The sequence below is a fragment of the Bradyrhizobium denitrificans genome, assembly GCF_013179005.1.
Classification (GTDB): domain Bacteria; phylum Pseudomonadota; class Alphaproteobacteria; order Rhizobiales; family Xanthobacteraceae; genus Bradyrhizobium; species Bradyrhizobium denitrificans.
In genome coordinates, this window is record NZ_JABFDP010000014.1 from 148,388 (window position 1) to 170,613 (window position 22,226).

Here is a 22,226-nt window from a genome sequence, read left to right on the forward strand (position 1 = left end):
CGCCGACGAATGCACCAAGTGAATGCGCCAGGCAGTGACTCGCGCGCAATGACCTGCGAGGTCATTGCGCGTCGTCGTGATCCCGCTCAGCTCAGCTCGGCTCCACTCCGCACCAGTCGGCGACGAACAATGCCATGGTCTTGGTCGCCTGGCGCAGCGAAGCAAGATCGACATATTCGTTGAAGCCATGCATCGCAGCGCCAGCGGCGCCGAAACACAGACTCGGGATGTTGTAGTTCAGCCCGTAAAAGCGGGTGTCGGTGAGCGCGGTGAAGACGAGATCCTGGACCTCCCCGCCATAGACCGCGTTGAAAGCCCGTCCGAACGCCGCCTCCGGCTCGGCCGAATCCGCGAGTTCGTAGCCTTCGGACAGGAAGCCCGACCATTCCACGACCGGCGGATTGTTGGACAGGAAACGGTGATCGCGTGAGGCAGCCGCGACGCAAGCGAGGATCTCGTTCTGACAGTCCTTGATCGACCAACCCGGCAGCACCGCGATCCGACAATCCACATCGCACCACGCCGGCACGCTCGACGCCCAATCGCCGCCCCTGATGATCCCGGGATTGAAGTTGATGGGATGATTGAGCGTCTTGAAATGACGATCGCTCTTGGCCCGCTCGTTCCACTCGGCCTCGAGCTTCTCCAGCGCGTGGATCAGATGATAGCTCGCCTGGATCGCATTGGCGCCGATCCCGGCCTCGAACACATGGGCGGGAAAGCCGCGCACCTTCAAACGGAACCAGATCACGCCGACCTGCGAACGCACCATCTTTTCGCTGGTCGGCTCGGGTATGAAGCAGGCATCGGCGCGATAGCCGCGCTGCAGAGTGGACAGCGCGCCGACGCCGGTGCTCTCCTCCTCGATGACGGACTGGACGTGAATGCGGGCCGTCGGCTTGAACCCCGCAGCCTTGATGGCATCCAGCGCATACAACGCACCGATCGTGCCGGACTTCATGTCGCAGGCGCCGCGGCCATACATCCGCCCGTCGCGGATGACCGGCGAGAATGGCGGCGTCTCCCACATCTCGAGCGGCCCCGCCGGCACCACGTCGCAATGGCCCTGCAGGATGAGCGAGCGGCCCGCCGTGGTCGCCGGCCGATACGTTCCGACCACGCTGCGCGCCTTCGAGAAGTCATGCTCGATCGGACCGTAACCGCGCATGTCCTTGAGCGCATCGAGCTCGATGTGCCAATCGTCGACCTCGTAGCCGCGCATGCGCAGGAGATCGCCGAACATGTCCTGGCAAGGCCCTTCGGCGCCGCGAGTGGAGGGAATGGCGACGAAATCGCTCGTGGTCGCGAGCTGATGGTCGAAAGCGTCGTCGACGGCGTCGACGATTCGTTGCGTGATGTCGGGCGTGAGCATGCGTGTTCAGGTTCCGATGACTGACCACAGCAGCAAATCACAATCCGATGCGGAGTTGCAGTGGAAATGCCGTTGCTTTCAGAATCGCAAGCCTCCTCGTACATTGACGCATACGAACGACCGCAATGACATACTTTGGAATTTTGCCATGTCGGATCACCGCAACATCCTGTATTTTCTGCTCGGCATTCTCACCGCGGCGGTGATCGTGCTCGGTTACAACTTCTACCAAGCCAAAAGGCAGCCGAACGGCGTCCAGATCAATCTTGGACCGAACGGCCTGAAGATCGAAGGCAAATGATGCGTCCTCTCCGTCCCTCGCTCACGGCATCGCGGTCCCTCGGCGCATTCGGGCTGATGCTTCTTCTGCTCGCACCAGCGCACGCACAATATGTCGGGAGCGAGCAGGACATCACCGATCTCAGGCTGGGCCAGCGCGTGCTGGTCGACGATGGCACCTGCCCTGCCGGCCAGGTGAAGCAGGTCGTCGGAGCCACCATGAGCGAGAACGGCATCGTCCGGACCGTCACATGCGTTCCCCGCTTCGGGCCGAAGAAGTAGCGGGGTGGAGGCGACCTGGTGATGTCTGCCGTACGGTGTGACATGCCGCACAGTTCCCGAACCGCCGACCGTAGATGCTGCCCTCCGGTGAAGACCACGGGGGACACCCATGTCGATGGCACTGGTGCAGGACAACAGCTTTGAACTGCCCGGCCGGCCGCAGCCGGTCAAAGCCGATTTTGGCCGTTACGCCCTGCTCGGCTACATCTCGATCGCGCTCGTATTTGGCGGATTTGGTGTGTGGTCGGCCTATGCGCCGCTCGACCGCGCGGCAATTGCGCCGGGCACGGTGTCCGTCTCCGGCGATCACAAGGTGGTCCAGCACCGCGAAGGTGGCATCGTCAGGGAGATCCTGGCCAAAGAAACCCGCGAGGTGCGCCGCGGCGACCTGCTGTTCCGGCTGCAGCCGACCGAGGCGCAGGCCAACACCGATCTCCTGCGCAAGCAGATGGACGCCGCACTCGCCGAGGAAGCGCGCCTGCTCGCCGAGCGCGGCAATGCACGGATGATCACCTTCCCGGACAGTCTGCTCAATCGGCAAAACGTTCCGGAAGCAGCGCTCGCCATCGCCGATCAGCAGCGGCTGTTCATCGAGCGCCGCAATGGCCTGATCAGCCAGATCAACATCCTGAACTCGCAGATCGTCCAGCAGCAGCAGGAGCTCGCCGGCCGCGACAGGCAGCGCGCCGCGCTGGGGGCGCAACTGGCGAGCTTCGATACGCAGATGAACAATGTCAGGCCTGCCGTCGCGCAGGGCTATTATCCCCGCAACAAGTTCCTGGAGCTGGAGCGCGACCGCGCCCGTGTCGAGGGTGATCTCGGCCAGGCCCAGGCCGACGTGGCACGGCTGACGCAGACGGCGGCGCAAACGCGCCTGCAGATCGATCAGGCGCTGCAGAAATACCAGACGGAGGTCGGCCAGCAGCTCGACGGCACCCGAGCAAAATTGTCGGATCTGCGCGAGAAGCTCGTCATTGCCGAGGACGTGCTGCGCCGTGTCGACATCCGCGCCGAGCGCGACGGTATCGTCATGAACATGAAGGTTCACACGGTCGGCGCCGTGGTGAAGCCGGGCGATACGCTGGCAGAGATCGTGCCGATCGGCGAAGGCGTCGACGTGATGGCGCATGTCTCGCCGCGCGATATCGAGAGCGTCGCGGTCGGACAGAAGGCTGAAGTCCGCTTCCCGAACTTCTCCTCACGCACGACGCCGACGATCTTCGGCAAGGTCCAGAGCGTTTCGGCTGACGCAATATCCGACGAGGCGACCAAGCAGAGCTATTACTCCGCACGGGTCGTGATCGACTATTCGATCCTTCCGCCGGAGATCGCCAGCAAGATCATGCCGGGCATGCAGGCCGACGTGATCATCTCCACGGGTGAACGCACCGTGCTCGAATATCTCGTCGGCCCCCTGCTCAACACCCTGGCCAAGACCTTCCGGGAGAAATGAGGTGCCGGACACAGACTGAGAGCGGGCGCATCGGCGCCCGCGTGGGACGCAGACCATGCGGACCTAGAAACTTCGGTGAGCGCGCCGCCCGATGGCAGACTGCAGCACGGTGACAGCGAAGGCGAAGGTGACGGTTCGTCTTTGAACGAAGGACGCGGGTCGCGCCTGTGTGAGGTTGGTCACGGTGGCAGAGCTCCGCTTGGACGAAGCTCCTCCTGCCAATCGCAAAGGGACCAGTCATGACGACGACCACCGCCCGCAGCCCGCTCGGAACCGCACTGCGGGCCTGCTTTCCCGCGCTCACCGCGACCTTCGTTCTCAGCCTCTTCATCAATGCGAGCATGCTGGCTTCGCCGCTCTATTCGATGCAGGTGTATGACCGCGTGCTCACCAGCCGCAATCTTGGCACGCTGGTGATGCTGACCCTGATCGTCGGCGTTTTCCTGGTGTTGTACGGCATCCTCGAATTTGCCCGCTCCGGGGTGCTGGCGCGCGCCGGCGTCCAGTTCGAAGGCACCCTGCGCCACCCTCTGTTCGAAACGATGATGAAGGCTGAGCTGTCACCGCGGCATCGCTTTGGACAGCAGATCATCCGCGACGCCGAGACCATCCGCGACTGCATCTCGAGCGGCACCGCGGCTATCGCCTGCGACCTGCCCTGGACACCGGTGTTCGTGGCGCTGTGTTTCCTGCAGCACGCCTATCTCGGCATTCTCTCGCTGTTGGGAGCGGTCGTCTTGTTCTCGCTGGCGCTGTTGACCGAGTTTTACACGCGCTCCAGCGTTGAGCGCACCAACGCGCTGGCCAACGAGGCCTCGCGCTTCGTGGCAGCGGCACTGCGCAATGGCGAGGTCGTGCGCGGCCTCGGCATGGGCGACATCGTCATGGATCGCTGGAGCTGCCGACAGTCGGCCATGGTCGATGCCCACAGCACGCTGGTCGAGCGCGGCGCCGCGATGCACTCGATCACCAAATTCGCCCGCATGGCCGTGCAGACGTCGCTGCTCTGCATCGGCGCCTGGCTCGCGATCGAGCAGCAGATCTCTCCCGGCGCCATGATGGCGACATCGATCATCATGGGCCGCGCGCTGGCGCCGGTTGAACAGGTCGTCGGCCAGTGGAAGCGGATCATCGCTTTCCGCTCCGCCTATCGCCGACTCGAAGAGCTGTTCCAGGCGCTTCCGGTCACCGCTGCGCCGACCGCGCTCCCTGCGCCGCGCGGCGATATCGACGTCGAAAATGCCGTGGTCTGGCCGCCGGCGGCAGGCCGCCCGTCGGTCAAGGGGGTCAGCTTCTCGCTCAAGGCCGGCGAGAGCCTCGCGATTGTCGGCGCCTCCGCCAGCGGCAAGTCCAGCATGGCGCGTGCGATGGCTGGCGTCTGGCCGCTGCGCGAAGGTGTGATCCGCATCGATGGCGCAGCCTACAGCCAGTGGGATCAGAATCGGCTCGGCAAGCATATCGGCTATCTGCCGCAGGACATCGAGCTGTTCTCGGGCACGGTCGCGGACAACATCGCGCGGCTGGCCAAGGTCGACGAAGCCGCTGTGGTCGCGGCGGCCAAGGCTGCTGGCGCGCATGAGGTGATCCTGCGTCTGCCCAATGGCTATGACACGCCCATCGGCGAGGGTGGCGTCGCGCTCTCAGGCGGCATGCGCCAGCGTGTCGGTCTGGCCCGCGCCCTGTATGGCGATCCACGCCTGCTGATCCTGGACGAGCCGAACTCCAACCTCGACGAGGACGGCGAGCGGGCGCTGGCCCATGCCATGGCCCAGGCAAAGGCCGCCGGCCGGACCGTCATCGTCGTCACGCATCGCCCGCAGCTTCTCGCGCATGTCGATCGCATCATGGTGATGTCGTTCGGCAAGTCGCTGGCCTTCGGGGAGCGCGACGAGGTGATCGCCCGGATGCGCGGTCAGCGCGTCGTCGTCGCCCACGATCGTGCGGCCGCCACCGCTGCCTAAACATGAACATCGTCAGCCGATCCGATGCAGCCCAAGCCGACCGCCATGATCCAGCAACATTGCGCTCGGCAGTTCCTGCAGCGTCCACAGCGCTGCGAACGGCGACGCCCTGCTCCGAAATGCCGCAACCGGTGCAGCCGGACACCGCGGCGCTTCCGCAGCATGTCCGGATCAGGCAGCAGCCCTCGCTAAAGAGTTGGTCGGAATGCGCTCTCGAACCAAGCCGCGCCGCGCGAGGTTCAGCTTCCCCGCATCAATCGGCGGGAGCGAACATGCACTGCAATGTCGGCTTGGCGATCTTGGAAAAGGTTGGGCCGATCTCCGCCAGCTTGCTTGGCGGCACCCATTGCGTCTCGATCGTCGGGACACCGTTCTCGCTGATTCCGCGCAGCAGCGCCTCGCGAAGGTCGGCATCCTCGACCATGACGATCGCATGGTCATGCAGGCACGAGCATACGGCTTCAGGATGCGCCCATCGTCCGACCATGTGCGGCGCACATTGGCGAACGAAGTCGCTGCGCAGATCGGGCAATGGGGCCGTGGGCCGAGCATCGGCGGCGGACGCGCCGAGGCCGACAAGAACGGCAACGGTCGCGAGACTCTGACGAAGCGTCGCCCATCGCTGGTCTCGAGGTCTCGTCATCGCATCCACGGCATGGCTGGAAGGAAGTTCGGAGTGGCTTCGTCGCCTGACCGTGCTTGATAAGGTCGCCAGGTTTCAGTCCGTTTGCGCCACAAGGGGAAAATGGTTTCGTCGCGCGGCCAATTGTTTCGTGCGCCTTCCGGGACGACATCAAACACAACTACCGAAAGAATGGCGCATTTCCTTCAAGCAAAAGGAGGCGTTCCTCACGTCATCTCAGCGCAACAGCTCAACGCAACTCCGATTCCCCCTGTCTGCCAGGAGCCAGCCGCGCAAGCGGGGCGGCAAGCCCATGGACAGTCCGCCTCTTCCGATCGTTCATCCTTATTGAATGAAGTCTCCGCATTTCTGCACATCGCCATCATCCGCCTTGCCCCAGGGCATGACCGGCACCGACGAGGTCGAGTTCTTCGGCGAGCCTTCGATCAATTTGTCCGAATAGACCATGTAGACGAGAACGTTGCGCTTGGCGTCGCAGCCGCGCACGATCTGCATCTTCTTGAAGAACAGCGACCGCCGCTGCCGAAACATGTCGTCGGCCTGTTCGAGCTTGCGCTTGAAGCGGATCGGCCCGATTTGCCGGCATGCGAGCGAAATGTCGGACACCTCCTCCGCAAGACCGAGCCAGCCGGCATATCCCCCCTTCTGGGGCACGGTGAAATGGCAGGCGACGCCCTCGACCTCAGGATCGTCAACGCCATAGGTCGCAAGCTTGTCATTCGGGCTGAGCAATTTGAACACAGTCGACCGACGGAAGATCAGATCCGGCTCGTCGGCGGCGTACGCTGACACCACAGGCGAAGACAGCCCGATAAGCAGCAGGAAAGCTAAGGTTTTCAGCCACAGGTCAAACTGGCTGGTGGCTCTGAACGACATGTCGGTCTCCGTTATACCGCCGATGGCTCGGCATACCGCCCATGTAGGGACACAAATGCCTGCAAGGAAGGCATTCCGGTCCCGTCACATCCGATACTCGTTTAACGGGATGTGAGGCTTTTCTGCTACGATCGGAACGAAAACACGCAGGGCAGAAGCCCCAAGCTGGTGAACGCAGACTCCGTCTGCGACACTAAAGGCCAGATGGTTCTTGAGGACTTGCCGGAATGCTCTGCGTTCGTGCAGCCGCCAGGGGGCGGTTTTATTGTGCAGCAATCGTTTCAGTACCGCTTATCGTAGCAGCGACGTCACAGGCTGGAGCTGCGCCCTACTCCGAATGGAATGATCCGCAGCAAACCATCTATCCGGCCGAGCCGTATGTCGTGCCGCGCAAGCCGAAGGCGCGCCCGATTCAGAAAACTGTCAAGCTCGAGAAGGAAGCGGCCAAACCGCAAGGGCCCGTGACCGTGGCGGTGTCCATCGACAAGCAGCGCCTCAAGGTCTACGACGCGAACGGCCTGTTTGCCGAAGCGCCGGTCTCGACCGGCATGAAAGGGCATTCCACGCCGATCGGCGTGTTCAGTGTCATCCAGAAGCAGAAATTTCATCGCTCGAACATCTATAGCGGCGCGCCGATGCCGTTCATGCAGCGCATCACCTGGTCGGGCGTGGCGCTGCACGCCGGCGTGCTGCCTGGCTATCCGGCATCGCACGGCTGCATCCGCATGCCCGCGAGCTTCGCGACGCGCATCTATGGGTGGACGCGAATGGGATCGCGCGTTCTGGTCACCCCTGGCGAAGTCGCCCCGGCCAGCTTCGCCCATCCCCTGCTCGCGGCGCTGAAGGCGCCGCAACCGAGCGCGTCGATCCAGCCCGACGCCACCACTCCGGCAGCGACCAAGTCGGACAAGGGCGCCGCTCTGGCAGCCCCGATTACGGTTGCGACCACGGATCTGCGGGCCACCATCGGCCACGCCGAGGCGACTCCTTCGGCTGAAGCCACGGCGCTGTCGCGCCCGCTGCGGACAGCCGACGCCAGCAATGCGAATGGTCTTGCCGCAACGGCCTCCGATGCGTCGCCAAGCCCGGACGCTGCTCGCCCGGACGCCGCGCAGGTGGTGGCCGGCGCCGCCGATCTGAAATCCAGCCTCGTGGAGCCCAATGCCAAGGCTGCTCAAAAGGACGACGCGACGTCCACCGCGACGGATGCCACGCGGTCGCCGGCGAGCCTCCCCAGCAGCACTGCGGACGCCACTCCACCGGAGAAGGCGACGGCGACATCGCCCGCGCTCGAAGCCCCCGCCCTCGAAGCCACTGGCTCGACCGATGTGAAGCCGACAGAGGCAAAGCCCGCGGATACCAAGATCACGGATCAGCCCGCCATTCGCCCGGGCACGGCAGCGACGGCGCCGGAAAGCCCTGTTGATCCCAAGACTCTCGAAAAGGATCAGTCGCGTCTTGCGGGCCCGGACAAGCCCATCGCTCCGAAGCCCGAGTTGAAGCGCAACAGCCAGGTGGCGATCTTCATCAGCCGCAAGGACTCCAAGCTGTACGTTCGGCAGAACTTTGCGCCGGTGTTCAACACGCCGATCAGCATCGCGCCGGGCGACAAGCCGCTTGGCACCCATGTCTTCACCGCGACCGCAGACAAGGCCGATCCGGCGACGATGCATTGGACGGTCGTCTCGCTTCCCGGTTCGACGCGGAGCGTCGCGGCCAATGACGGTGTGGTCCGCCGCGGCAAGAAATCTGTCGAGCAGGCTGATGCAAAGCCGGTCGTTCAGCTCAGCAGCGCCGCCGAGGCGCTCGATCGCATCACGATTCCAGCGGACGTCCTGGCCTGGCTGGGTGAGGCCTTGTCGAGCGGAAGTTCGTTGATCGTCTCCGATCAGGGCCTCAACCAGGGCGAAACTGGCGAGGGCACGGAGTTCATCCTTTCGCTGCGGTGACGGCGGAATGGGTCCTTGTTTCCGCCCAAGGCGACTCGTACCACCGAGGTATCCCTTGCTGGACGCGACCTGATCCAAAGCCGTCGCGGGACCGTTCATGGTACGGTCCCGTCGCGGCCATGTCGCTCGACGGCCGGCGAGGCTGGTTCCGCTCAGGAGGTTCTCATGATCGATCGCAGGACGGTTCTCTTCGGCATCGGCGCGTCCATGGCCGGCTCAGCGTTCATTTCGCCGGCAGCCCGCGCCGAGAATGCGGTGAGCAAGACCACAGCCTATCGCTTCTCGTTCCCGGCGCTGTCGGGTGACCCGATTCGCCTGGCCGAGTTCACAGGCAAGCCGGTCCTGGTCGTGAATACGGCCTCGCAATGCGGCTATACCCCGCAATACACCGGCCTGCAGCAGCTGTGGAGCGAGTTCCACGAGCGCGGCTTGTCGATCATTGCCGTGCCGTCGAACGACTTCAATCAGGAGCCGGGAGTGGCCGGCGACATTGCCGAGCTCGCCAACAAGCAGTTTGGCGTCACCTTTCCGATGACCGCAAAGGCGGTTGTCACCGGATCCAACGCCCATCCCTTCTACCGCTGGGCGGCCGAGACGCGGCCGAAGGACACCCCGCGCTGGAACTTTCACAAATATCTGATCGGCCGCGACGGCTACATTGCCGACGTGTTCGCCTCCTCGGTCGAGCCGACGGATACCCGGGTGAAGACGGCCATCGCCCGCAACCTCGCGGACGGCTGAGCAACACTCGGCAACAATGCGGCGGAAATCGGCAATCTCGGCGTGACTTTGCCGTGTTTCCTTTTGGCGACCATCCGGTGACTGGGCTAGTATCCCGAGCCGGATGGCGGAGCGACTCTGGATTACGGCGCTCGCCTTGCAACAACCCGAGGAAGCACGATGCGGATTGCGGCTGGATTGGTGTTCGCGAGTTCTTTGGCGGCATCGTTGTTGACGTCTGGCGCCGCGTGGTCGCAGGCCCAGCGCACGGCGGCGGCCCCCACCCCGGCTGCGGCTCCGCTGCCAGCGGCCGCAACGCCGGCCCCACAGAGCCAACCGCCACGAGCGCCCTGCATGAACCCTGAGGCGCTCGGCGTCGGCCGCACCGTCGAGATCGACACCACAGGCGGTCCCGGATTCGGCTTCGAGCACTTCAAGGATCTCGACTTCCTCAAGGATCACGAGGTCGTGCTGACCTTCGACGACGGCCCGTGGCCGGAGAACACCCCCGGCGTGCTCAAGGCGCTCGCCGACCAGTGCACGACGGGCATCTTCTTCATCATCGGCAAGCACGCGACCTACTATCCGGAGATACTGAAGCAGGTCTACAACGCCGGCCACACTGTGGGCACGCACACTTGGTCGCACGCCGCGCTGACCAACAAGAAGCTTACGGAGGACCAGCGCAAGGAGGAGATCGAGCTCGGCATCAGCGCCGTGAAATGGGCGCTTGGCGGCAACTCACCTGCTCCGTTCTTCCGCTTCCCGGCGCTGCAGCATCCGCCGGAGATGGTGACCTATCTCGGCACCCGCAACATCGGCATCTTCTCCTGCGACCTCGACTCGTTCGACTTCAAGGCGCGCAATGCGCAGGCGGTGATCGACGTCACCTTCAAGAAACTCGACAAGCTCGGCAAGGGCATCATCCTGATGCACGACTTCCACAAGCACACGGCCGAAGCGCTGCCCGAACTGCTGCGCCGCCTCAAGGCCGGCGGCTACAAGGTCGTCGCGATGCGGGCCAAGGCCCCGGTGCAGTCGCTGCCGCAATATGACGAGCAGCTCGCGAAGGTCGCCAAGCTGCCGACGGTGAGCCAAAGGCCGGTGTCGAGCGTTGTGACGACAGTGTCTGAATGAGACAGGATGACGTTCGTCAGTGAACAAGCTTCGAATCGAGGGTTACGTGATCGTGTCGGCCGACGGAATGTTGGCCGACACCCACAATGTGATGCCGGCAGCGCTGAAATTTCCCGGCGACGCCGCGTTTTTTTCTCAGGCGCTGGATGGCGCCGATCTGATCGTCCATGGGCGCAATTCCTACGAGGACCAGCCCAACTCACCGAAGCGCCGCCGGCTGGTCGTGACCCGCAAGGTGGCGGGGCTGGCGCCTGACCCCGAAAAGCCGCTCTCGACTCTTTGGAATCCGGCCGGCGCCTCGTTCGAGGCTGCCTGCCAAGCCGCTGGCGTCGATTCAGGAACCGTCGCCATCATCGGCGGGCCGGTCGTGTTCGACATGTTCATGGACCGTTACGACACGTTCTTCCTTTCGTTGGCGCCTCATGTCTCGTTGCCCGAGGGCGCGCCCTGCTTCACCTCGGTCGCTCCCGGTCGCTCGCCGCAGCAGGTGCTGACCGCGCACGGCCTTGTCCCGGCCAACCAGCTGATGCTCGATCCCGCCGACGAGGTCAGCGTCACCGCCTGGAAGCGCGCGGCCTAAGCCAACCCGCTCACGATCCGGCTAGATGTCGCCATAGGCGCGCTGCTCGGGTGCCTTCGGTCCCTTGCCGTAGCCAAAGATGATGAACAGCGCGCCGATGATCGAGAGGTTCTTCAGCGCGTCGATCAGTGTCTTGGCGTTATCGGGCGGGGTCTGGTTCCAGAAATCGTGGAAGTAGAAGATCGTCGCGCCGACGAATACGATCATCAGCAACGCGAACAGCCGGCCGAGGACGTTGAGCGCGATCATCACGCCAGCCAGCACCTCGAACGCGCCGGCAGCGATCGCCAGGATCTGCGGCATCGGCATCTTCGCGGCCGCTTCCAGCTGCGCCGCATAGGGCGCGAGCACGGCGGGAATCGTGACCTTGGCGGCAATGAGATCGGCGGTCGCTTGAATGCCGAACAGCTTGGTCGCGCCCGTGTAGATGAAGATCACGGCAAACAGAACGCGCCCGAACGTAATGAAACCCGGCATTCTCGCCCTCACGGATCAACTTCAACCGATATGTCGCCGGCCCACCGGGCCGGATATGTGACGTCTCCAACGCTTTTCAACAATAAAGGCGGGCGGAATGCGACCGAAACCGGACGAATTCCGCCACACTTCGATCATGTCGCCCGTCAGGCGAACAGCGTCGGCTGTGCCCTCCCGGCGCGCTCCTGGGCCTCGACCGCGGCGACGGCCGTCATGTTCAAGATGCCGCGCGCCGTCACCGACGGCGTCAGGATATGCGCCGGCCGCGCCGGGCCGATCAGGATCGGCCCCACCGGCACCGCGTCCGCCAGCACCTTGATCATCTGATAGGCGACGTTGGCGGCATCGAGATTCGGCATGATCAGCACATTGGCCGAGCCTTCGAGATCCGAATGCGGCAGGATGGCCTTGCGCGCGGTCGCCGACAGCGCCGTGTCGCCCTGCATCTCGCCATCGGCCTCGAGATCCGGCCGGTGCTGCTTCAGCAGCGCCGTCGCCTGCCGCATCTTACGCGAGGACTCGGTGTCATAGCCGCCGAAATCGGAATGCGACACAAAGGCGATCTTCGGCTTGATGTTGAAGCGGGTGACGTGATTGGCCGCCAACGAGGCCATCTCGGCGAGCTCCTCGGCGGTCGGGTTCGGCCGCACCTGGGTGTCGCCGATGAAATAGGCGCCCTTGCTGGTGATGGTGAGCGCGAGCGCGGCAAAGTCGCTGACCCCCGGCATGAAGCCGATGATCTCGCGGACATGACGCAGATGGCTCATGTAGCGCCCCTCGACGCCGCAGATCATCGCATCCGCCTCGCCTCTGACGACGGCGAGCGCCGCGATCACGGTGGCATTGGTGCGCACCACCGTGCGCGCCGCATCCGGCGTCACGCCGCGGCGGCCGGCGACCTCGATGTAGCTCTGCACATAGGAGCGGTAGCGCGGATCGTCCTCGGGATTGATGAGGTCGAAGTCCTGGCTTGCCTTGATCGACAGGCCGAAGCGCTTGATGCGGGCCTCCACCACGGAGGGACGGCCGACCAGGATGGGGCGCGCCAGCTTCTCCTCCAGCACGACCTGCGTCGCACGCAGCACGCGCTCGTCCTCGCCTTCGGCATAGATCACGCGCACCGGCTGCGTCTTCGCCTTGGCGAACACCGGCTTCATGATCAGGCCGGAGCGGAACGCGAAGCGCTCCAGCAACGCGGTGTATTCGTCGAAATTCTTGATCGGCCGCGTCGCCACGCCCGAGTCCATCGCCGCCTTGGCCACGGCCGGCGCGATGCGCAGGATCAGCCGCGGATCGAATGGCGAGGGGATGAGCGAGCCCGGACCGAAGCCCTGGGTCTCACCGGTATCGAAGCCGCGGGACACCGCGTCGGAGGGCGGGTCCTGGGCGAGTTGCGCGATCGCGTCGACCGCGGCCTGCTTCATGGCCTCGTTGATCGCGGTGGCGCCGACATCGAGCGCGCCGCGGAAGATGAAGGGGAAGCAGAGGACGTTGTTGACCTGGTTCGGGAAGTCCGAACGTCCGGTGCAGATCATCGCGTCGGGTCGCGCCGCACGCGCCTCCTCCGGCATGATCTCCGGGTTGGGATTGGCGAGCGCCATGATCAGCGGCTTCTCGGCCATCTGCTTGAGCAGCTCGGGCTTCAGCACGCCGCCCGCAGACAACCCTAAGAAAATGTCCGCGCCGCCGATCACCTCGGCCAGGGTCCGCTTGTCGGTCTTCTGCGCATAGACCGCCTTCCACGGGTCCATCAGCGTGTTGCGGCCCTCATGGACGACGCCATCGATGTCGCAGACCCAGATGTTCTTGCGCTGCGCGCCCATCGAGACCAGCAGATTGAGGCAGGCGATCGCGGCGGCACCGGCGCCCGACGTCACGATCTTGACCTCGGAGAGCTGCTTGCCCGCCAGCGACAGCGCATTCTTGATCGCGGCGCCGACGATGATCGCGGTGCCGTGCTGGTCGTCATGGAAGACCGGGATCTTCATCCGCTCCTTGAGCCTCGCCTCGATCTCGAAGCACTCGGGACCCTTGATGTCCTCGAGATTGATGCCGCCGAAGGTCGGCTCCAGCGCCGCCACGGTCTCGACCACGCGGTCGATGGTGTCGGCCGCGATCTCGATATCGAACACGTCGATGCCGGCGAATTTCTTGAACAGCACCGCCTTGCCCTCCATGACCGGTTTGGAGGCGAGCGGGCCGATATTGCCGAGGCCCAGCACGGCGGTGCCGTTGGAGACCACGGCCACGAGATTCGCCCGCGCGGTCAGCGACGCCGCTTCGGCAGGGTTGTTGGCGATCTCGGTGCAGGCAGCGGCCACGCCGGGCGAATAGGCCAGGGCCAGATCGCGCTGGTTGGCGAGCGGCTTGGAGGCCTGGATCTCCAGCTTGCCCGGCCGTGGCAGCCGATGATAGGCCAGCGCTGCGGAACGAAGATCTTCAGAATAGGACGACATACGTGCTCCAGCGTTTCCGACCCCGGTTGGTCTCGTGAGATGCGTTCAGGACGCGGTTTTTCCGGCCGGCGGAACCGCAGTTGATGCACGCAGAGCGGTTTTCATGCAACATCGGAAACCATGTCCGTCAACAGACCAGGGGCGGCAAATTCTCAAGTTGGCAGAAGCACATCCCTATCCGATCCCATTCGCCAACACCATCACCATGAGACCAGACCGTTGCGCCAGCCCGGCATTCGGGCGAGAGCGGGAGCAGATTGCATGAACCGGATTGTGGCTGGAGTTCTCGTTGCGATTGTCCTCGGCACTGCCGCCTTTTTGGGCGTTCCCTGGTACGCCCAGAACCGCGCCGAGCGCGAAGTCGAGGCCAGTTTCGCCCAGATCCGGCAGAACGGCGCCACTGCGAGTCACGGCAAGGTCGTCTTCGACCTGTGGACCCGCAAGCTGTCGATTGCCGACGTCAAGATCGAGTCGGCCACGCAACCGCCGGCGAGCATCACGCTCGGCAGCGTGACCGCGACCGGGCTCAGCCAGCCTGACCAGGAGCACGTGACGGCCGCCAGCCTCGAAGTCAGCGATGTCGCGATGGCTGCCCAGATCCCCGGCCCATCGCCGCTTCGCCTCAGCTATAAGCTGCCGCAGCTCGTGGTGAAGGATTATGCCGGGCCGGTTCGGTTCGCGGCCATTCCGGCCGGCGCCACGCTGGTTGAGACCTACCGGGCGCTGGTCCAGCAATTCGCAGCCATCAGCGCCGCCTCGATCACGGTGCCCCGCACCACCGGCACGATGGAAGGCGGTCCGTCCGCCGGCCCGGCGGAATTCAGCTATTCCGGCCTCAGCGTCGATCAGATCAAGGCCGGCCGGATCGGGAGCTACAAGCTCGACGAGCTCGCTTTTACGATGAGCCCGCAGCAGCCCGCGGGCAAGACCGACAAGATGCAGGGCCGCATCACCGACATCGTCCACCACGACGTCGACGCCAATGCAATCGTGGCCGCGCTCGATCCCGACGCGGCGAAGGATGACCGCACCTACAGGGTCTATGGCCGGGTCACCACCGGTGCCTATGAGGTCAATTCCGACTCCGGCGTGCGCATGCGCATGGACGGCATCTCCGCCGACGAGTTCAGCGTGCGGCCCTCGCGGCTGCAATTGCCCGCCTTGATCGCCGCCCTGCCCGCTTCGACAGCGGTGCAGCCCACACCCGAACAGACGCGCGAACTGATGGACAAGATCGCCGGCATCTATGACGGCATGGCGCTCAGGAACGCGGAAATGCGCGGCCTCTCGATCGAGACGCCGCAAGGGCCGATCAAGCTGGCGGCGCTGCGGTTCGACCTGCGCGACGGCAAGAGCGACATCGCGGTCGAGGGTTTCGACGGCCGCTCGCCCAACGGGCCGGTCAAGCTCGGCCGCTTTGCGCTCAAGGGCTTCGACCTTGCCGGCCTCATGCGTCTCGGCAGCAAATATTCGCCCGGCACGAAGCCGGCGCCGGCCGACGCGGTTGTGCTGTTCAAGCTGCTCGACGGCATCGAGCTGAAGGCGCTGACGGCCCCCTACAAGGCCGGCGACAAGCCGGTGCAGATCGACAATATCACGCTTGATTGGGGCCAGTATGTCGGCCCCATTCCGACCAGGGCACGCCTGGTCGCCAAGATGGCCGGGCCGCTCGATCCATCCAACCCGGCGCTGCTGCCGCTGTTGGTCGCCGGCATCGACACGGCCGCCTTCGACGCCGATCTCGGCCTCGGCTGGACCGAGAGCACAGGCCGGTTCGCCGTGTCGCCCTTCAAGCTCGAGGTCAGTAATCTCGTCGCGGCCTCGGCCAACGTGTCTCTGGCCCAGGTGCCGCGCGACGTGTTCACGATCGATCTGCAGCAGGCGACAACGGCGGCGGCGCAGATCGAGGCCGAGGGACTCGACTTCAGCCTGCGCGACCTCGGCGCTGTCGACGTGCTCGTCGCCAATTACGCCAGGGGTCATGGCATTCCCCGGGATGCCGCGCGCAAGGCGCTGATCGACAGCATCAAGGCCATCGGCGCGCAAATGACCGCCGCCAATATCGATGCGGCGAGCGCCGTGGACGCGCTCAGCCGCTTCATTGAGAAGCCGCGCCAGACCTTGACGCTGAAGCTCTCGCCGCGCGCCAAGGTGCCGGCCATCCAGCTCGCGCAGCTCATCGCCATCGATCCGCAGAGCGCGCTGGCGCAGTTCAAGATCGAGGCACAGACCGCACCGTGAAGCGAATGGGGAATCGAGTCCGCGCCGGTCGACATGTCGCCAATTCATGCGCATGACCCCAACCCGCGCCGTCGCGATCCCGCGGCTTTCTCCGCCCGAGTTGTTCCGGTCGTTCGGCCCTCTTCCGAACGAAGAGGGCGCAGGGAATGCCGGGCGCTGGCCGCAACCCATGGCCCGCCTGCGAACAAAAAATGCAGGCGGCAGGTACCACAGGTTCAGCCGGTCATCCGGCATTCCCTGCGCGATGGGCTTGTCGGCTGCTTCGCGCTCTCCCTGGTGCGCCGGGCTTGTTGGCCACCATGATCCGCGCGGCGCATCAGCACCGCCGCGAACGTGACACCAGCGTCGGGGTGTCNGCGCATCAGCACCGCCGCGAACGTGACACCAGCGTCGGGGTGTCGAGACCACGCGACTTGACCGCCTGCACCGTGCCGTTCGTCCACGCGCGCTCAAGCACGTTGCGACACGATGCAGCCACCGCCTCCCCACCTCACGTCTCGTGACGACCGCGAACCGTCCCTCTTCATCGAGGCGGGATGGCCGGAAAGGTGGAGGCGATTTGCCCGACGATGCAAGCCCTGATGTTTGCGACAAACTGGCTCGACGGGCAATCTGCGCATGAGGGGCATGCCGGACATGCCCGTCGGCAAACGACGTGACTGCGCGATTGTAGCAATCAATCCCGAGCGGTGAGGCGCTACGAGATTCGGGCTTCCAATCGCACTGTCCCGGCGGCCAGGGTGCAGGCCGTATCAATGCGCGCCGTCATGCATTCACGCAGCTGCCTTAAAACTGCGCTACGAAATACCGGTGACGACCTCTCCCCGGAACGCCGATTCGGGCGATGGCTGATCGCGTTGGTTGGCCATACCCAGGGAAGCGTGTCCCCTATCGTCCTTGATTTCTTCGTACGGACACGACGTGAATCACAGCAAGATCAGTTACTACGCCGAGCTTTTCCTCTACCCGATCGTCGTCGCCGCGCTTCTGCTGTTCGATCTCGCGAGCAACGGGGTCGCCCTGCAGCCGCGCTGGCTGCTGGCCGCAGCCGGCGGGACGCTGCTGTGGACGCTCGCCGAATATCTGGTGCACCGGTTCCTGTATCATGAGGTTGCCATCCTCAAGCAACTCCACGGACTGCACCACGCGCGCCCCAGCGATCTCATCGGCGCGCCGATCTGGGTGAGTGTCGTCATCTTCTTATCATTCTTCGTGCTCGTCGCGAGCCTCGCCGACCTGCAGACCGCAAGCGGAACGACGAGCGGTCTGCTGACTGGTTACGTCTTGTATCTGTTGGTCCACGATGCCGTGCATCACTGGCCATTGGCCGGACAGTCGCTGCTGCAGTCCTGGCTGCGCAGCTGCCGGCTCCGCCATGTCCGACACCATCGCGGCCCGCCCGGCAATTTCGGCGTCGTCACGGGTGTCTGGGACCATGTCTTTGGCACAGCGCTCGCGCCGGGACGAACGAGGAACGCCTGAGGCCCGCAAGCCGCGTCTCGGGGAGACGTACAGCTCACCGACGGCGTGACGCAAAGACGGATTCGACTGCGATCGAAGACCTGTCAACGCGGACAAGGAAGCCGCTTCTCGAAACAGACGGCTTCAGGCCGGCCGGCATATTTGCCGAAATTGGGAATCAGGCGATAGCCGTACCGTTCATAGAATGCGACGGCACGCGCATTGATGCGCCGCGTCTCTAGCCAGATTGCGTCATAGCCGAAGCCGGCTGCTACCGCTTCGAGATGCGCCAGGATCGCTGCACCGACGCCGCGCGTGCCCGCGCGCGCGTACATCCGTTTCACTTCGGCAATGTTCGCTTCCAGCGGCCGCAGCCCGCCACAACCGATGGCCTGCCCCTCTCCATCGCGCGCAACGACAAAGCACGCCTTCGGGCCGCGGACGTCACCCGGATCGAACGACGACCGGCCGCTGTCACCGGTGATGCGCGCGAGCGTCGCAGACAGCTCAGCTATCAGCATTTCTGCCGCGGCTGAAGCCGGGTCTTCCAAAGTAATCTCGAGCATGTAAGCGCGGCTCATTCCATGGTTGGGCCCTGAAGATGTCCTTGGCTATCCGCGAGCCGCGCCGCTCCCGTAGATGCGACCGCAGCAATGCCGGATTTTGCATCGTGCTGGCGGATTCTCCTACAGAATTGATCAAGCGATGGCCCATCTCGCGCGCGTCTCGCTGGCATCCCGCGCTGTTCTCGGCTAGCTGCGGGGGCACGAACAGAAGGCGCTGCCTCATCGGCAGCACGTCCTATCACGCCGAAGCGCGGAGCGATTTCACAACGACGAATTCGCGGCATTCGGTGACCGCAACCTGGTTCATCGTCTCGAAGGACACCGCCATGCCATGGACGAACACGAAGCTGGAATTTGGCGCCCTGGCCAAGTTCTTCCACTGGAGCAGCGCGGCCGCCTTCATCGTCGCCTATGCCGTCGTGTACTACGTGATCTGGTTCATGGATGACATGGCGCCTGAGGCGCTGCCGGTGCTCAACGTTCACTGGGTGCTGGGGATCATCGTGGGGTTCCTGGTTCTGCCTCGGCTGCTCTGGCGGTTCACCAATGTGCAGCCTGACCCGCCGCATGGCTCCAGGGTCGAGCACGTGCTTGCCCACGTCGCACATGGGGGACTGTACGCCCTGCTCATCGTCATGCCGCTGACCGGCTATATCGGGACCGACGCTGCGACTGATTTCGGATTGTTCAAGGTGCCGAGTTTCCGTGAGACGGCCGTGTTCGGCTGGATCGAGAGCGGCCTTGGAATCGACTGGGACAGGTTCGAGCCACCGGTCGATGCGATCCACCATTTCGTCGGCAAATGGATCGCGTGGACGGTCGTCGCCCTGCACGTCGCTGCCGCGCTGTTTCATCACCTGGTGCGGCGGGACAACGTCCTGACCCGGATGCTGCCCGGCCGTTCGGCTGCATGAGCTTGTAAAACGCAGCGCCTGTGAGCGCGGCGCACGGCTGACTGTCCCTCTCAGCGGCTGATCTGGGCCGGCCCGCTTGGCAAGCGCAGCAGGCTCAGCCGAGTCGGCGACGGGCGCGGCAGCGGCCTTGCATTGGCGGGCGCGGCCTGCTGCACCGTCGGCTTGTGCGCCCGCAGCTTCGGCCAGCGCACCACGTCGAGCCGGACGTTCGCCAGCCCGGAGTCGACCATGTCCAGCGCCGCAGCGGCGGCATAGGACAGGTCCACCACGCGGCCATCGACATAGGGACCGCGGTCATTGATGCGCACCGTCACAGCGCGGCCGGTGTCGAGCCGCGTCACGCGCAGGCGCGTCCCGAACGGCAGGCTGCGATGCGCGGCGGTCATGGCGGTGGTGTCGAATACCTCGCCATTCGCGGTCGGCTGCGGCGCGGTGTAGTAGCTGGCGAGACCACGCAGCGCATGACGCGGACGCCGCGGCGCAGTGCTCGCAGACGGCGGAGCGGCCGTCTGCGCGGCAGGGTTCGCCGGCGGTGTCGACGAGACCGGCGCAGGCTGCGTGAGGGCCGTCTGCTCGGCCGCACCGCCCTTGTCGGGGCCAGCGCCAATCTCCGGCGACCGCGCACAGCCGGCGAGCAAGGCCGCCGACAGCGCGACGGCGAGCCAACGGACCCGCACGGCTCGGCCCGATGCATCGCACAGATGCGAGAGCGGCGCGCCAGCCCCGGTCGCAACGCCCGATGCACGTCCGCGACGGCTCGGCGGCATGTCCCCTCCTCCCGCACCCCAGCGGGGGGAAGTCGACCGGGCAAAATCGGCCGCGTGGCGACCAAACCGTGGCGGCGACGGTTCAAGTCGATGGTGCTGCGGCGATGCGAGACCTATCGCATCGCCCGACGCGGCCACCTGCTGCTGGCCCGTTGCAGCCTTGCATTGACGCCGCCGGATGCGGCGAACGGGGCCCCGGCCGCACCTGCCGGAGCCGCGCTCCGAGCCTCATTCCAGCTCGATCGCCTGGTAGGTACCGGTCTCGTCGAGCGCTGTGCCCCAGATCTTGTGCGAGGCCTGGTGCTCGGCGCGTCCGAACGAGAGCGTGCTGCCGAGGCCGAGATCGATGCTCTTCATCGATTCCAGCGTATCGACCAGTCGCTCGGTGTCGAGCGGCGTCGTCTGTTTCAGCGCCTGAATCAGGATGCTCGCCGAGATGAAGCCCTCCAGTGAGGTGTAGTCCGGCGCTTCGCCGGGGAAGTACTTGTCCAGCGCATTCTTGTAGTCGAGCACGAGGCTCGAATAGCCGGCCACCGAGGGGACCCCCTGCGTGACGATCACGCCATTGGTGTATTTCGTGCCGAGCAGCTTCAGCTCGGCGGCGAGAGACGAAGAGCCGACAGCCGAGATGTTGGCGTAGATCAGTCCCGGAGCCGCCTCGTGGGTCTTCTCGATGAATTTCGCCGCGGCTCGGTCGGTCGCGATCATGATCACGGCCTTGATCGGCGGCTTGGTCTGCGCCTTCAGCTTGCCGACGGCGTCGTCGACCTCCAGCGTGCCGCGCGGGAAGCCGTAGCGGATGATCGGATCGGTGATGCCGAGCGCGCGGAACGCCTTGGCGACACCGTTGGCGCCATCGTCGCCATAGGCATCGTTCTGCGCGAAGACTGCGATCTGTTTCGCCGGGATGCGTTTGACCTTCATCAGATAGTGCACGATCGCGGCGGTCTCTTCGGCATAGCTCGCACGATAGTTGAAGACGTAGCGGTCGGGCGGGTCGCGGCGAACTACGGCCGAGCCGCTATAGGGCGCAAAGAACAGCGCGCGGCGCTCCAGCGCATAGGGGATCGCCACCGCATTGTTGGCGGTGCCCATATTGCCGATGAAGCCGAACACCTTATCCTTCTCGTAGAGCTGCGTCATGGCGGCGAGCGTGCGGGTGGGATCATAGGCGTCATCGGCCGCGATCAGTCTCAGCTTGCGGCCGTTGATCCCGCCGGCGTCGTTGACGCGGTTGAACGCGGTCTCGATGCCGAGCTTCATCTGACGCGCGGATTCCTTGCGCACGCCCGAGAAGGGAATCACGGTGCCGAAACGGATTTCGGTGTCGCTGACGCCGTGCGGAAGCGGCGGCGGAAGGTTGGCGGTGGGCTGCGTCGCCGCCGCTGCGCTTGACGGCGCCAGCGTAAGGGACATCGTCGGAGCGGCCGATGGCTGCTGGCTGAGCGAGCGCTCGAGCTCGGACAATTGGCGTTCTGCCGTCTGACAGTTGACCTGCGCGGATGCGATCCGGCCGCGCCCCTCGGCGATGGAGCTGTTGAAGCTGCGGATGAGCAGATCGCGCTCGGTGGTTGTCGACGCGGCCTGACGGATGACCTCGCCGAACTGATCGATGATGGTCTGGACGCGTCCCTGGGCAATGGCCGGACAGGTCGCGGCCTGGCCGATGACAGGGCCGACCCGCGAAGCGAGATCGCGAACGACATCGGGAGACACGGCCGCGAGCGCGGGGGCCGCAGGGAGAAGGAAGCAAGTTCCGAGCAGGAGCACAGACCAGCGAACGGTCATTCTGGGTTATCCGTTTTCTTCTGATGGGGTGGCTATGTTCACCGCACCATTCAGACGAGCACTGGATTAAAGGCGGGTTGCATGACACCGCACCGTTCGACCGAACGGTATTGCTCTTATTTGAAATGAGTACAGCCGGGCGCCTCGCGAGCTGCGCTTCGCGAACCGAGGGACTGACAGGCCAGACCGTCGATTGACGCTGGAGATCAACACCTTCCTGCATTGCACAACAGGCCGCCGCGCGGATCGATCGTGGTGAGGCGCGCTGATCCGGCGGCGCCGGGCCCAGCTCCGGCGGTCGAGA

19 protein-coding genes are annotated in these 22,226 nt (G+C 64.8%); 11 read left to right on the plus strand and 8 right to left on the minus strand.

The window, feature by feature from the left end; translation table 11 throughout:
- Window positions 1–91 precede the first annotated feature (91 nt).
- A complete protein-coding gene (locus HL671_RS17180; RefSeq protein WP_172237093.1) occupies window positions 92–1,372 on the minus strand; it encodes an ArgE/DapE family deacylase in 1,281 nt (426 codons plus the stop codon).
- A gap of 148 nt (window positions 1,373–1,520) precedes the next feature.
- Between HL671_RS17180 and HL671_RS17185 the strand changes: the two genes are divergently transcribed.
- The 4 genes from HL671_RS17185 (at window position 1,521) to HL671_RS17200 (ending at window position 5,347) form a co-directional block, all read left to right on the plus strand.
- Window positions 1,521–1,673 (plus strand): hypothetical protein, encoded by a 153-nt coding sequence (locus HL671_RS17185; protein WP_168167902.1) that lies wholly within the window; start codon window positions 1,521–1,523, stop codon window positions 1,671–1,673.
- A gap of 56 nt (window positions 1,674–1,729) precedes the next feature.
- Window positions 1,730–1,933 carry a DUF6719 family protein gene (locus HL671_RS17190; protein ID WP_012043963.1) on the plus strand — a complete coding sequence of 68 codons (204 nt, stop codon included), beginning with the start codon at window positions 1,730–1,732 and terminating at the stop codon, window positions 1,931–1,933.
- 109 nt (window positions 1,934–2,042) lie between these two features.
- Window positions 2,043–3,386, plus strand: a complete 1,344-nt coding sequence (locus HL671_RS17195) for an HlyD family type I secretion periplasmic adaptor subunit (RefSeq protein WP_172237094.1) — start codon at window positions 2,043–2,045, stop codon at window positions 3,384–3,386.
- Between the two features lie 239 nt (window positions 3,387–3,625).
- Complete coding sequence (locus tag HL671_RS17200; protein WP_012043961.1) at window positions 3,626–5,347, plus strand: type I secretion system permease/ATPase; 1,722 nt, start codon at window positions 3,626–3,628, stop codon at window positions 5,345–5,347.
- Between the two features lie 253 nt (window positions 5,348–5,600).
- On the opposite strand, the gene HL671_RS17205 is transcribed toward HL671_RS17200, so the two are convergent.
- Window positions 5,601–5,990 carry a hypothetical protein gene (locus tag HL671_RS17205; RefSeq protein WP_172237095.1) on the minus strand — a complete coding sequence of 130 codons (390 nt, stop codon included), beginning with the start codon at window positions 5,988–5,990 and terminating at the stop codon, window positions 5,601–5,603.
- 324 nt (window positions 5,991–6,314) lie between these two features.
- Complete coding sequence (locus HL671_RS17210; protein ID WP_172237096.1) at window positions 6,315–6,866, minus strand: CreA family protein; 552 nt, start codon at window positions 6,864–6,866, stop codon at window positions 6,315–6,317.
- 227 nt (window positions 6,867–7,093) lie between these two features.
- Between HL671_RS17210 and HL671_RS17215 the strand changes: the two genes are divergently transcribed.
- The 4 genes from HL671_RS17215 (at window position 7,094) to HL671_RS17230 (ending at window position 11,252) form a co-directional block, all read left to right on the plus strand.
- Complete coding sequence (locus HL671_RS17215; protein ID WP_172237097.1) at window positions 7,094–8,815, plus strand: L,D-transpeptidase family protein; 1,722 nt, start codon at window positions 7,094–7,096, stop codon at window positions 8,813–8,815.
- A gap of 165 nt (window positions 8,816–8,980) precedes the next feature.
- Window positions 8,981–9,556, plus strand: coding sequence for a glutathione peroxidase (locus HL671_RS17220; protein WP_172237098.1), 576 nt, complete (start codon window positions 8,981–8,983; stop codon window positions 9,554–9,556).
- A 159-nt stretch (window positions 9,557–9,715) separates the two neighbouring features.
- Window positions 9,716–10,672, plus strand: coding sequence for a polysaccharide deacetylase family protein (locus tag HL671_RS17225; protein ID WP_063719758.1), 957 nt, complete (start codon window positions 9,716–9,718; stop codon window positions 10,670–10,672).
- Window positions 10,673–10,691: 19 nt separating this feature from the next.
- Window positions 10,692–11,252 (plus strand): dihydrofolate reductase family protein, encoded by a 561-nt coding sequence (locus HL671_RS17230; protein WP_172237099.1) that lies wholly within the window; start codon window positions 10,692–10,694, stop codon window positions 11,250–11,252.
- A gap of 21 nt (window positions 11,253–11,273) precedes the next feature.
- On the opposite strand, the gene HL671_RS17235 is transcribed toward HL671_RS17230, so the two are convergent.
- Together HL671_RS17235 and HL671_RS17240 are read right to left on the minus strand one after the other, a co-directional pair.
- Window positions 11,274–11,729 (minus strand): DoxX family protein, encoded by a 456-nt coding sequence (locus HL671_RS17235; RefSeq protein ID WP_172237100.1) that lies wholly within the window; start codon window positions 11,727–11,729, stop codon window positions 11,274–11,276.
- A gap of 146 nt (window positions 11,730–11,875) precedes the next feature.
- Window positions 11,876–14,185 carry an NADP-dependent malic enzyme gene (locus tag HL671_RS17240; RefSeq protein WP_172237101.1) on the minus strand — a complete coding sequence of 770 codons (2,310 nt, stop codon included), beginning with the start codon at window positions 14,183–14,185 and terminating at the stop codon, window positions 11,876–11,878.
- 261 nt (window positions 14,186–14,446) lie between these two features.
- Here HL671_RS17240 and HL671_RS17245 point away from each other — a divergent pair, with 261 nt between their 5' ends.
- Entirely contained in the window at window positions 14,447–16,426 is a 1,980-nt protein-coding gene (locus HL671_RS17245; RefSeq protein ID WP_172237102.1) for a hypothetical protein, read from the plus strand.
- A 921-nt stretch (window positions 16,427–17,347) separates the two neighbouring features.
- On the plus strand, window positions 17,348–17,908 hold the full coding sequence (locus HL671_RS17250; protein ID WP_172237103.1) for a sterol desaturase family protein: 561 nt from the start codon (window positions 17,348–17,350) through the stop codon (window positions 17,906–17,908).
- An 83-nt stretch (window positions 17,909–17,991) separates the two neighbouring features.
- Here the strand turns inward: HL671_RS17250 and HL671_RS17255 are convergent, their stop codons facing one another.
- On the minus strand, window positions 17,992–18,453 hold the full coding sequence (locus tag HL671_RS17255) for a GNAT family N-acetyltransferase (RefSeq protein ID WP_172237104.1): 462 nt from the start codon (window positions 18,451–18,453) through the stop codon (window positions 17,992–17,994).
- A gap of 41 nt (window positions 18,454–18,494) precedes the next feature.
- Here HL671_RS17255 and HL671_RS17260 point away from each other — a divergent pair, with 41 nt between their 5' ends.
- Entirely contained in the window at window positions 18,495–19,367 is an 873-nt protein-coding gene (locus tag HL671_RS17260) for a cytochrome b (protein ID WP_246579498.1), read from the plus strand.
- Window positions 19,368–19,417: 50 nt separating this feature from the next.
- Here HL671_RS17260 and HL671_RS17265 read toward each other — a convergent pair whose 3' ends face one another.
- Both HL671_RS17265 and HL671_RS17270 read right to left on the minus strand, forming a co-directional pair.
- The gene (locus HL671_RS17265) at window positions 19,418–20,134 is read right to left on the minus strand and encodes a septal ring lytic transglycosylase RlpA family protein (protein ID WP_172237105.1); all 717 of its coding nucleotides are present in this window, start codon (window positions 20,132–20,134) and stop codon (window positions 19,418–19,420) included.
- Between the two features lie 228 nt (window positions 20,135–20,362).
- On the minus strand, window positions 20,363–21,922 hold the full coding sequence (locus HL671_RS17270; protein WP_172237106.1) for an ABC transporter substrate-binding protein: 1,560 nt from the start codon (window positions 21,920–21,922) through the stop codon (window positions 20,363–20,365).
- Window positions 21,923–22,226: the final 304 nt, after the last annotated feature.

What these genes read in the sequence shown, in the direction of transcription:
- HL671_RS17185 (WP_168167902.1), top strand. Translation starts at nt 1,521, where the DNA reads ATGTCGGATCACCGCAACATCCTGTATTTTCTGCTCGGCATTCTCACC.
- HL671_RS17240 (WP_172237101.1), bottom strand. Translation starts at nt 14,185, where the DNA reads ATGTCGTCCTATTCTGAAGATCTTCGTTCCGCAGCGCTGGCCTATCAT.
- HL671_RS17220 (WP_172237098.1), top strand. Translation starts at nt 8,981, where the DNA reads ATGATCGATCGCAGGACGGTTCTCTTCGGCATCGGCGCGTCCATGGCC.
- HL671_RS17195 (WP_172237094.1), top strand. Translation starts at nt 2,043, where the DNA reads ATGTCGATGGCACTGGTGCAGGACAACAGCTTTGAACTGCCCGGCCGG.
- HL671_RS17205 (WP_172237095.1), bottom strand. Translation starts at nt 5,990, where the DNA reads ATGACGAGACCTCGAGACCAGCGATGGGCGACGCTTCGTCAGAGTCTC.
- HL671_RS17245 (WP_172237102.1), top strand. Translation starts at nt 14,447, where the DNA reads ATGAACCGGATTGTGGCTGGAGTTCTCGTTGCGATTGTCCTCGGCACT.
- HL671_RS17265 (WP_172237105.1), bottom strand. Translation starts at nt 20,134, where the DNA reads ATGCCGCCGAGCCGTCGCGGACGTGCATCGGGCGTTGCGACCGGGGCT.
- HL671_RS17210 (WP_172237096.1), bottom strand. Translation starts at nt 6,866, where the DNA reads ATGTCGTTCAGAGCCACCAGCCAGTTTGACCTGTGGCTGAAAACCTTA.
- HL671_RS17235 (WP_172237100.1), bottom strand. Translation starts at nt 11,729, where the DNA reads ATGCCGGGTTTCATTACGTTCGGGCGCGTTCTGTTTGCCGTGATCTTC.
- HL671_RS17270 (WP_172237106.1), bottom strand. Translation starts at nt 21,922, where the DNA reads ATGACCGTTCGCTGGTCTGTGCTCCTGCTCGGAACTTGCTTCCTTCTC.
- HL671_RS17225 (WP_063719758.1), top strand. Translation starts at nt 9,716, where the DNA reads ATGCGGATTGCGGCTGGATTGGTGTTCGCGAGTTCTTTGGCGGCATCG.
- HL671_RS17200 (WP_012043961.1), top strand. Translation starts at nt 3,626, where the DNA reads ATGACGACGACCACCGCCCGCAGCCCGCTCGGAACCGCACTGCGGGCC.
- HL671_RS17255 (WP_172237104.1), bottom strand. Translation starts at nt 18,453, where the DNA reads ATGCTCGAGATTACTTTGGAAGACCCGGCTTCAGCCGCGGCAGAAATG.
- HL671_RS17180 (WP_172237093.1), bottom strand. Translation starts at nt 1,372, where the DNA reads ATGCTCACGCCCGACATCACGCAACGAATCGTCGACGCCGTCGACGAC.
- HL671_RS17215 (WP_172237097.1), top strand. Translation starts at nt 7,094, where the DNA reads ATGCTCTGCGTTCGTGCAGCCGCCAGGGGGCGGTTTTATTGTGCAGCA.
- HL671_RS17190 (WP_012043963.1), top strand. Translation starts at nt 1,730, where the DNA reads ATGCTTCTTCTGCTCGCACCAGCGCACGCACAATATGTCGGGAGCGAG.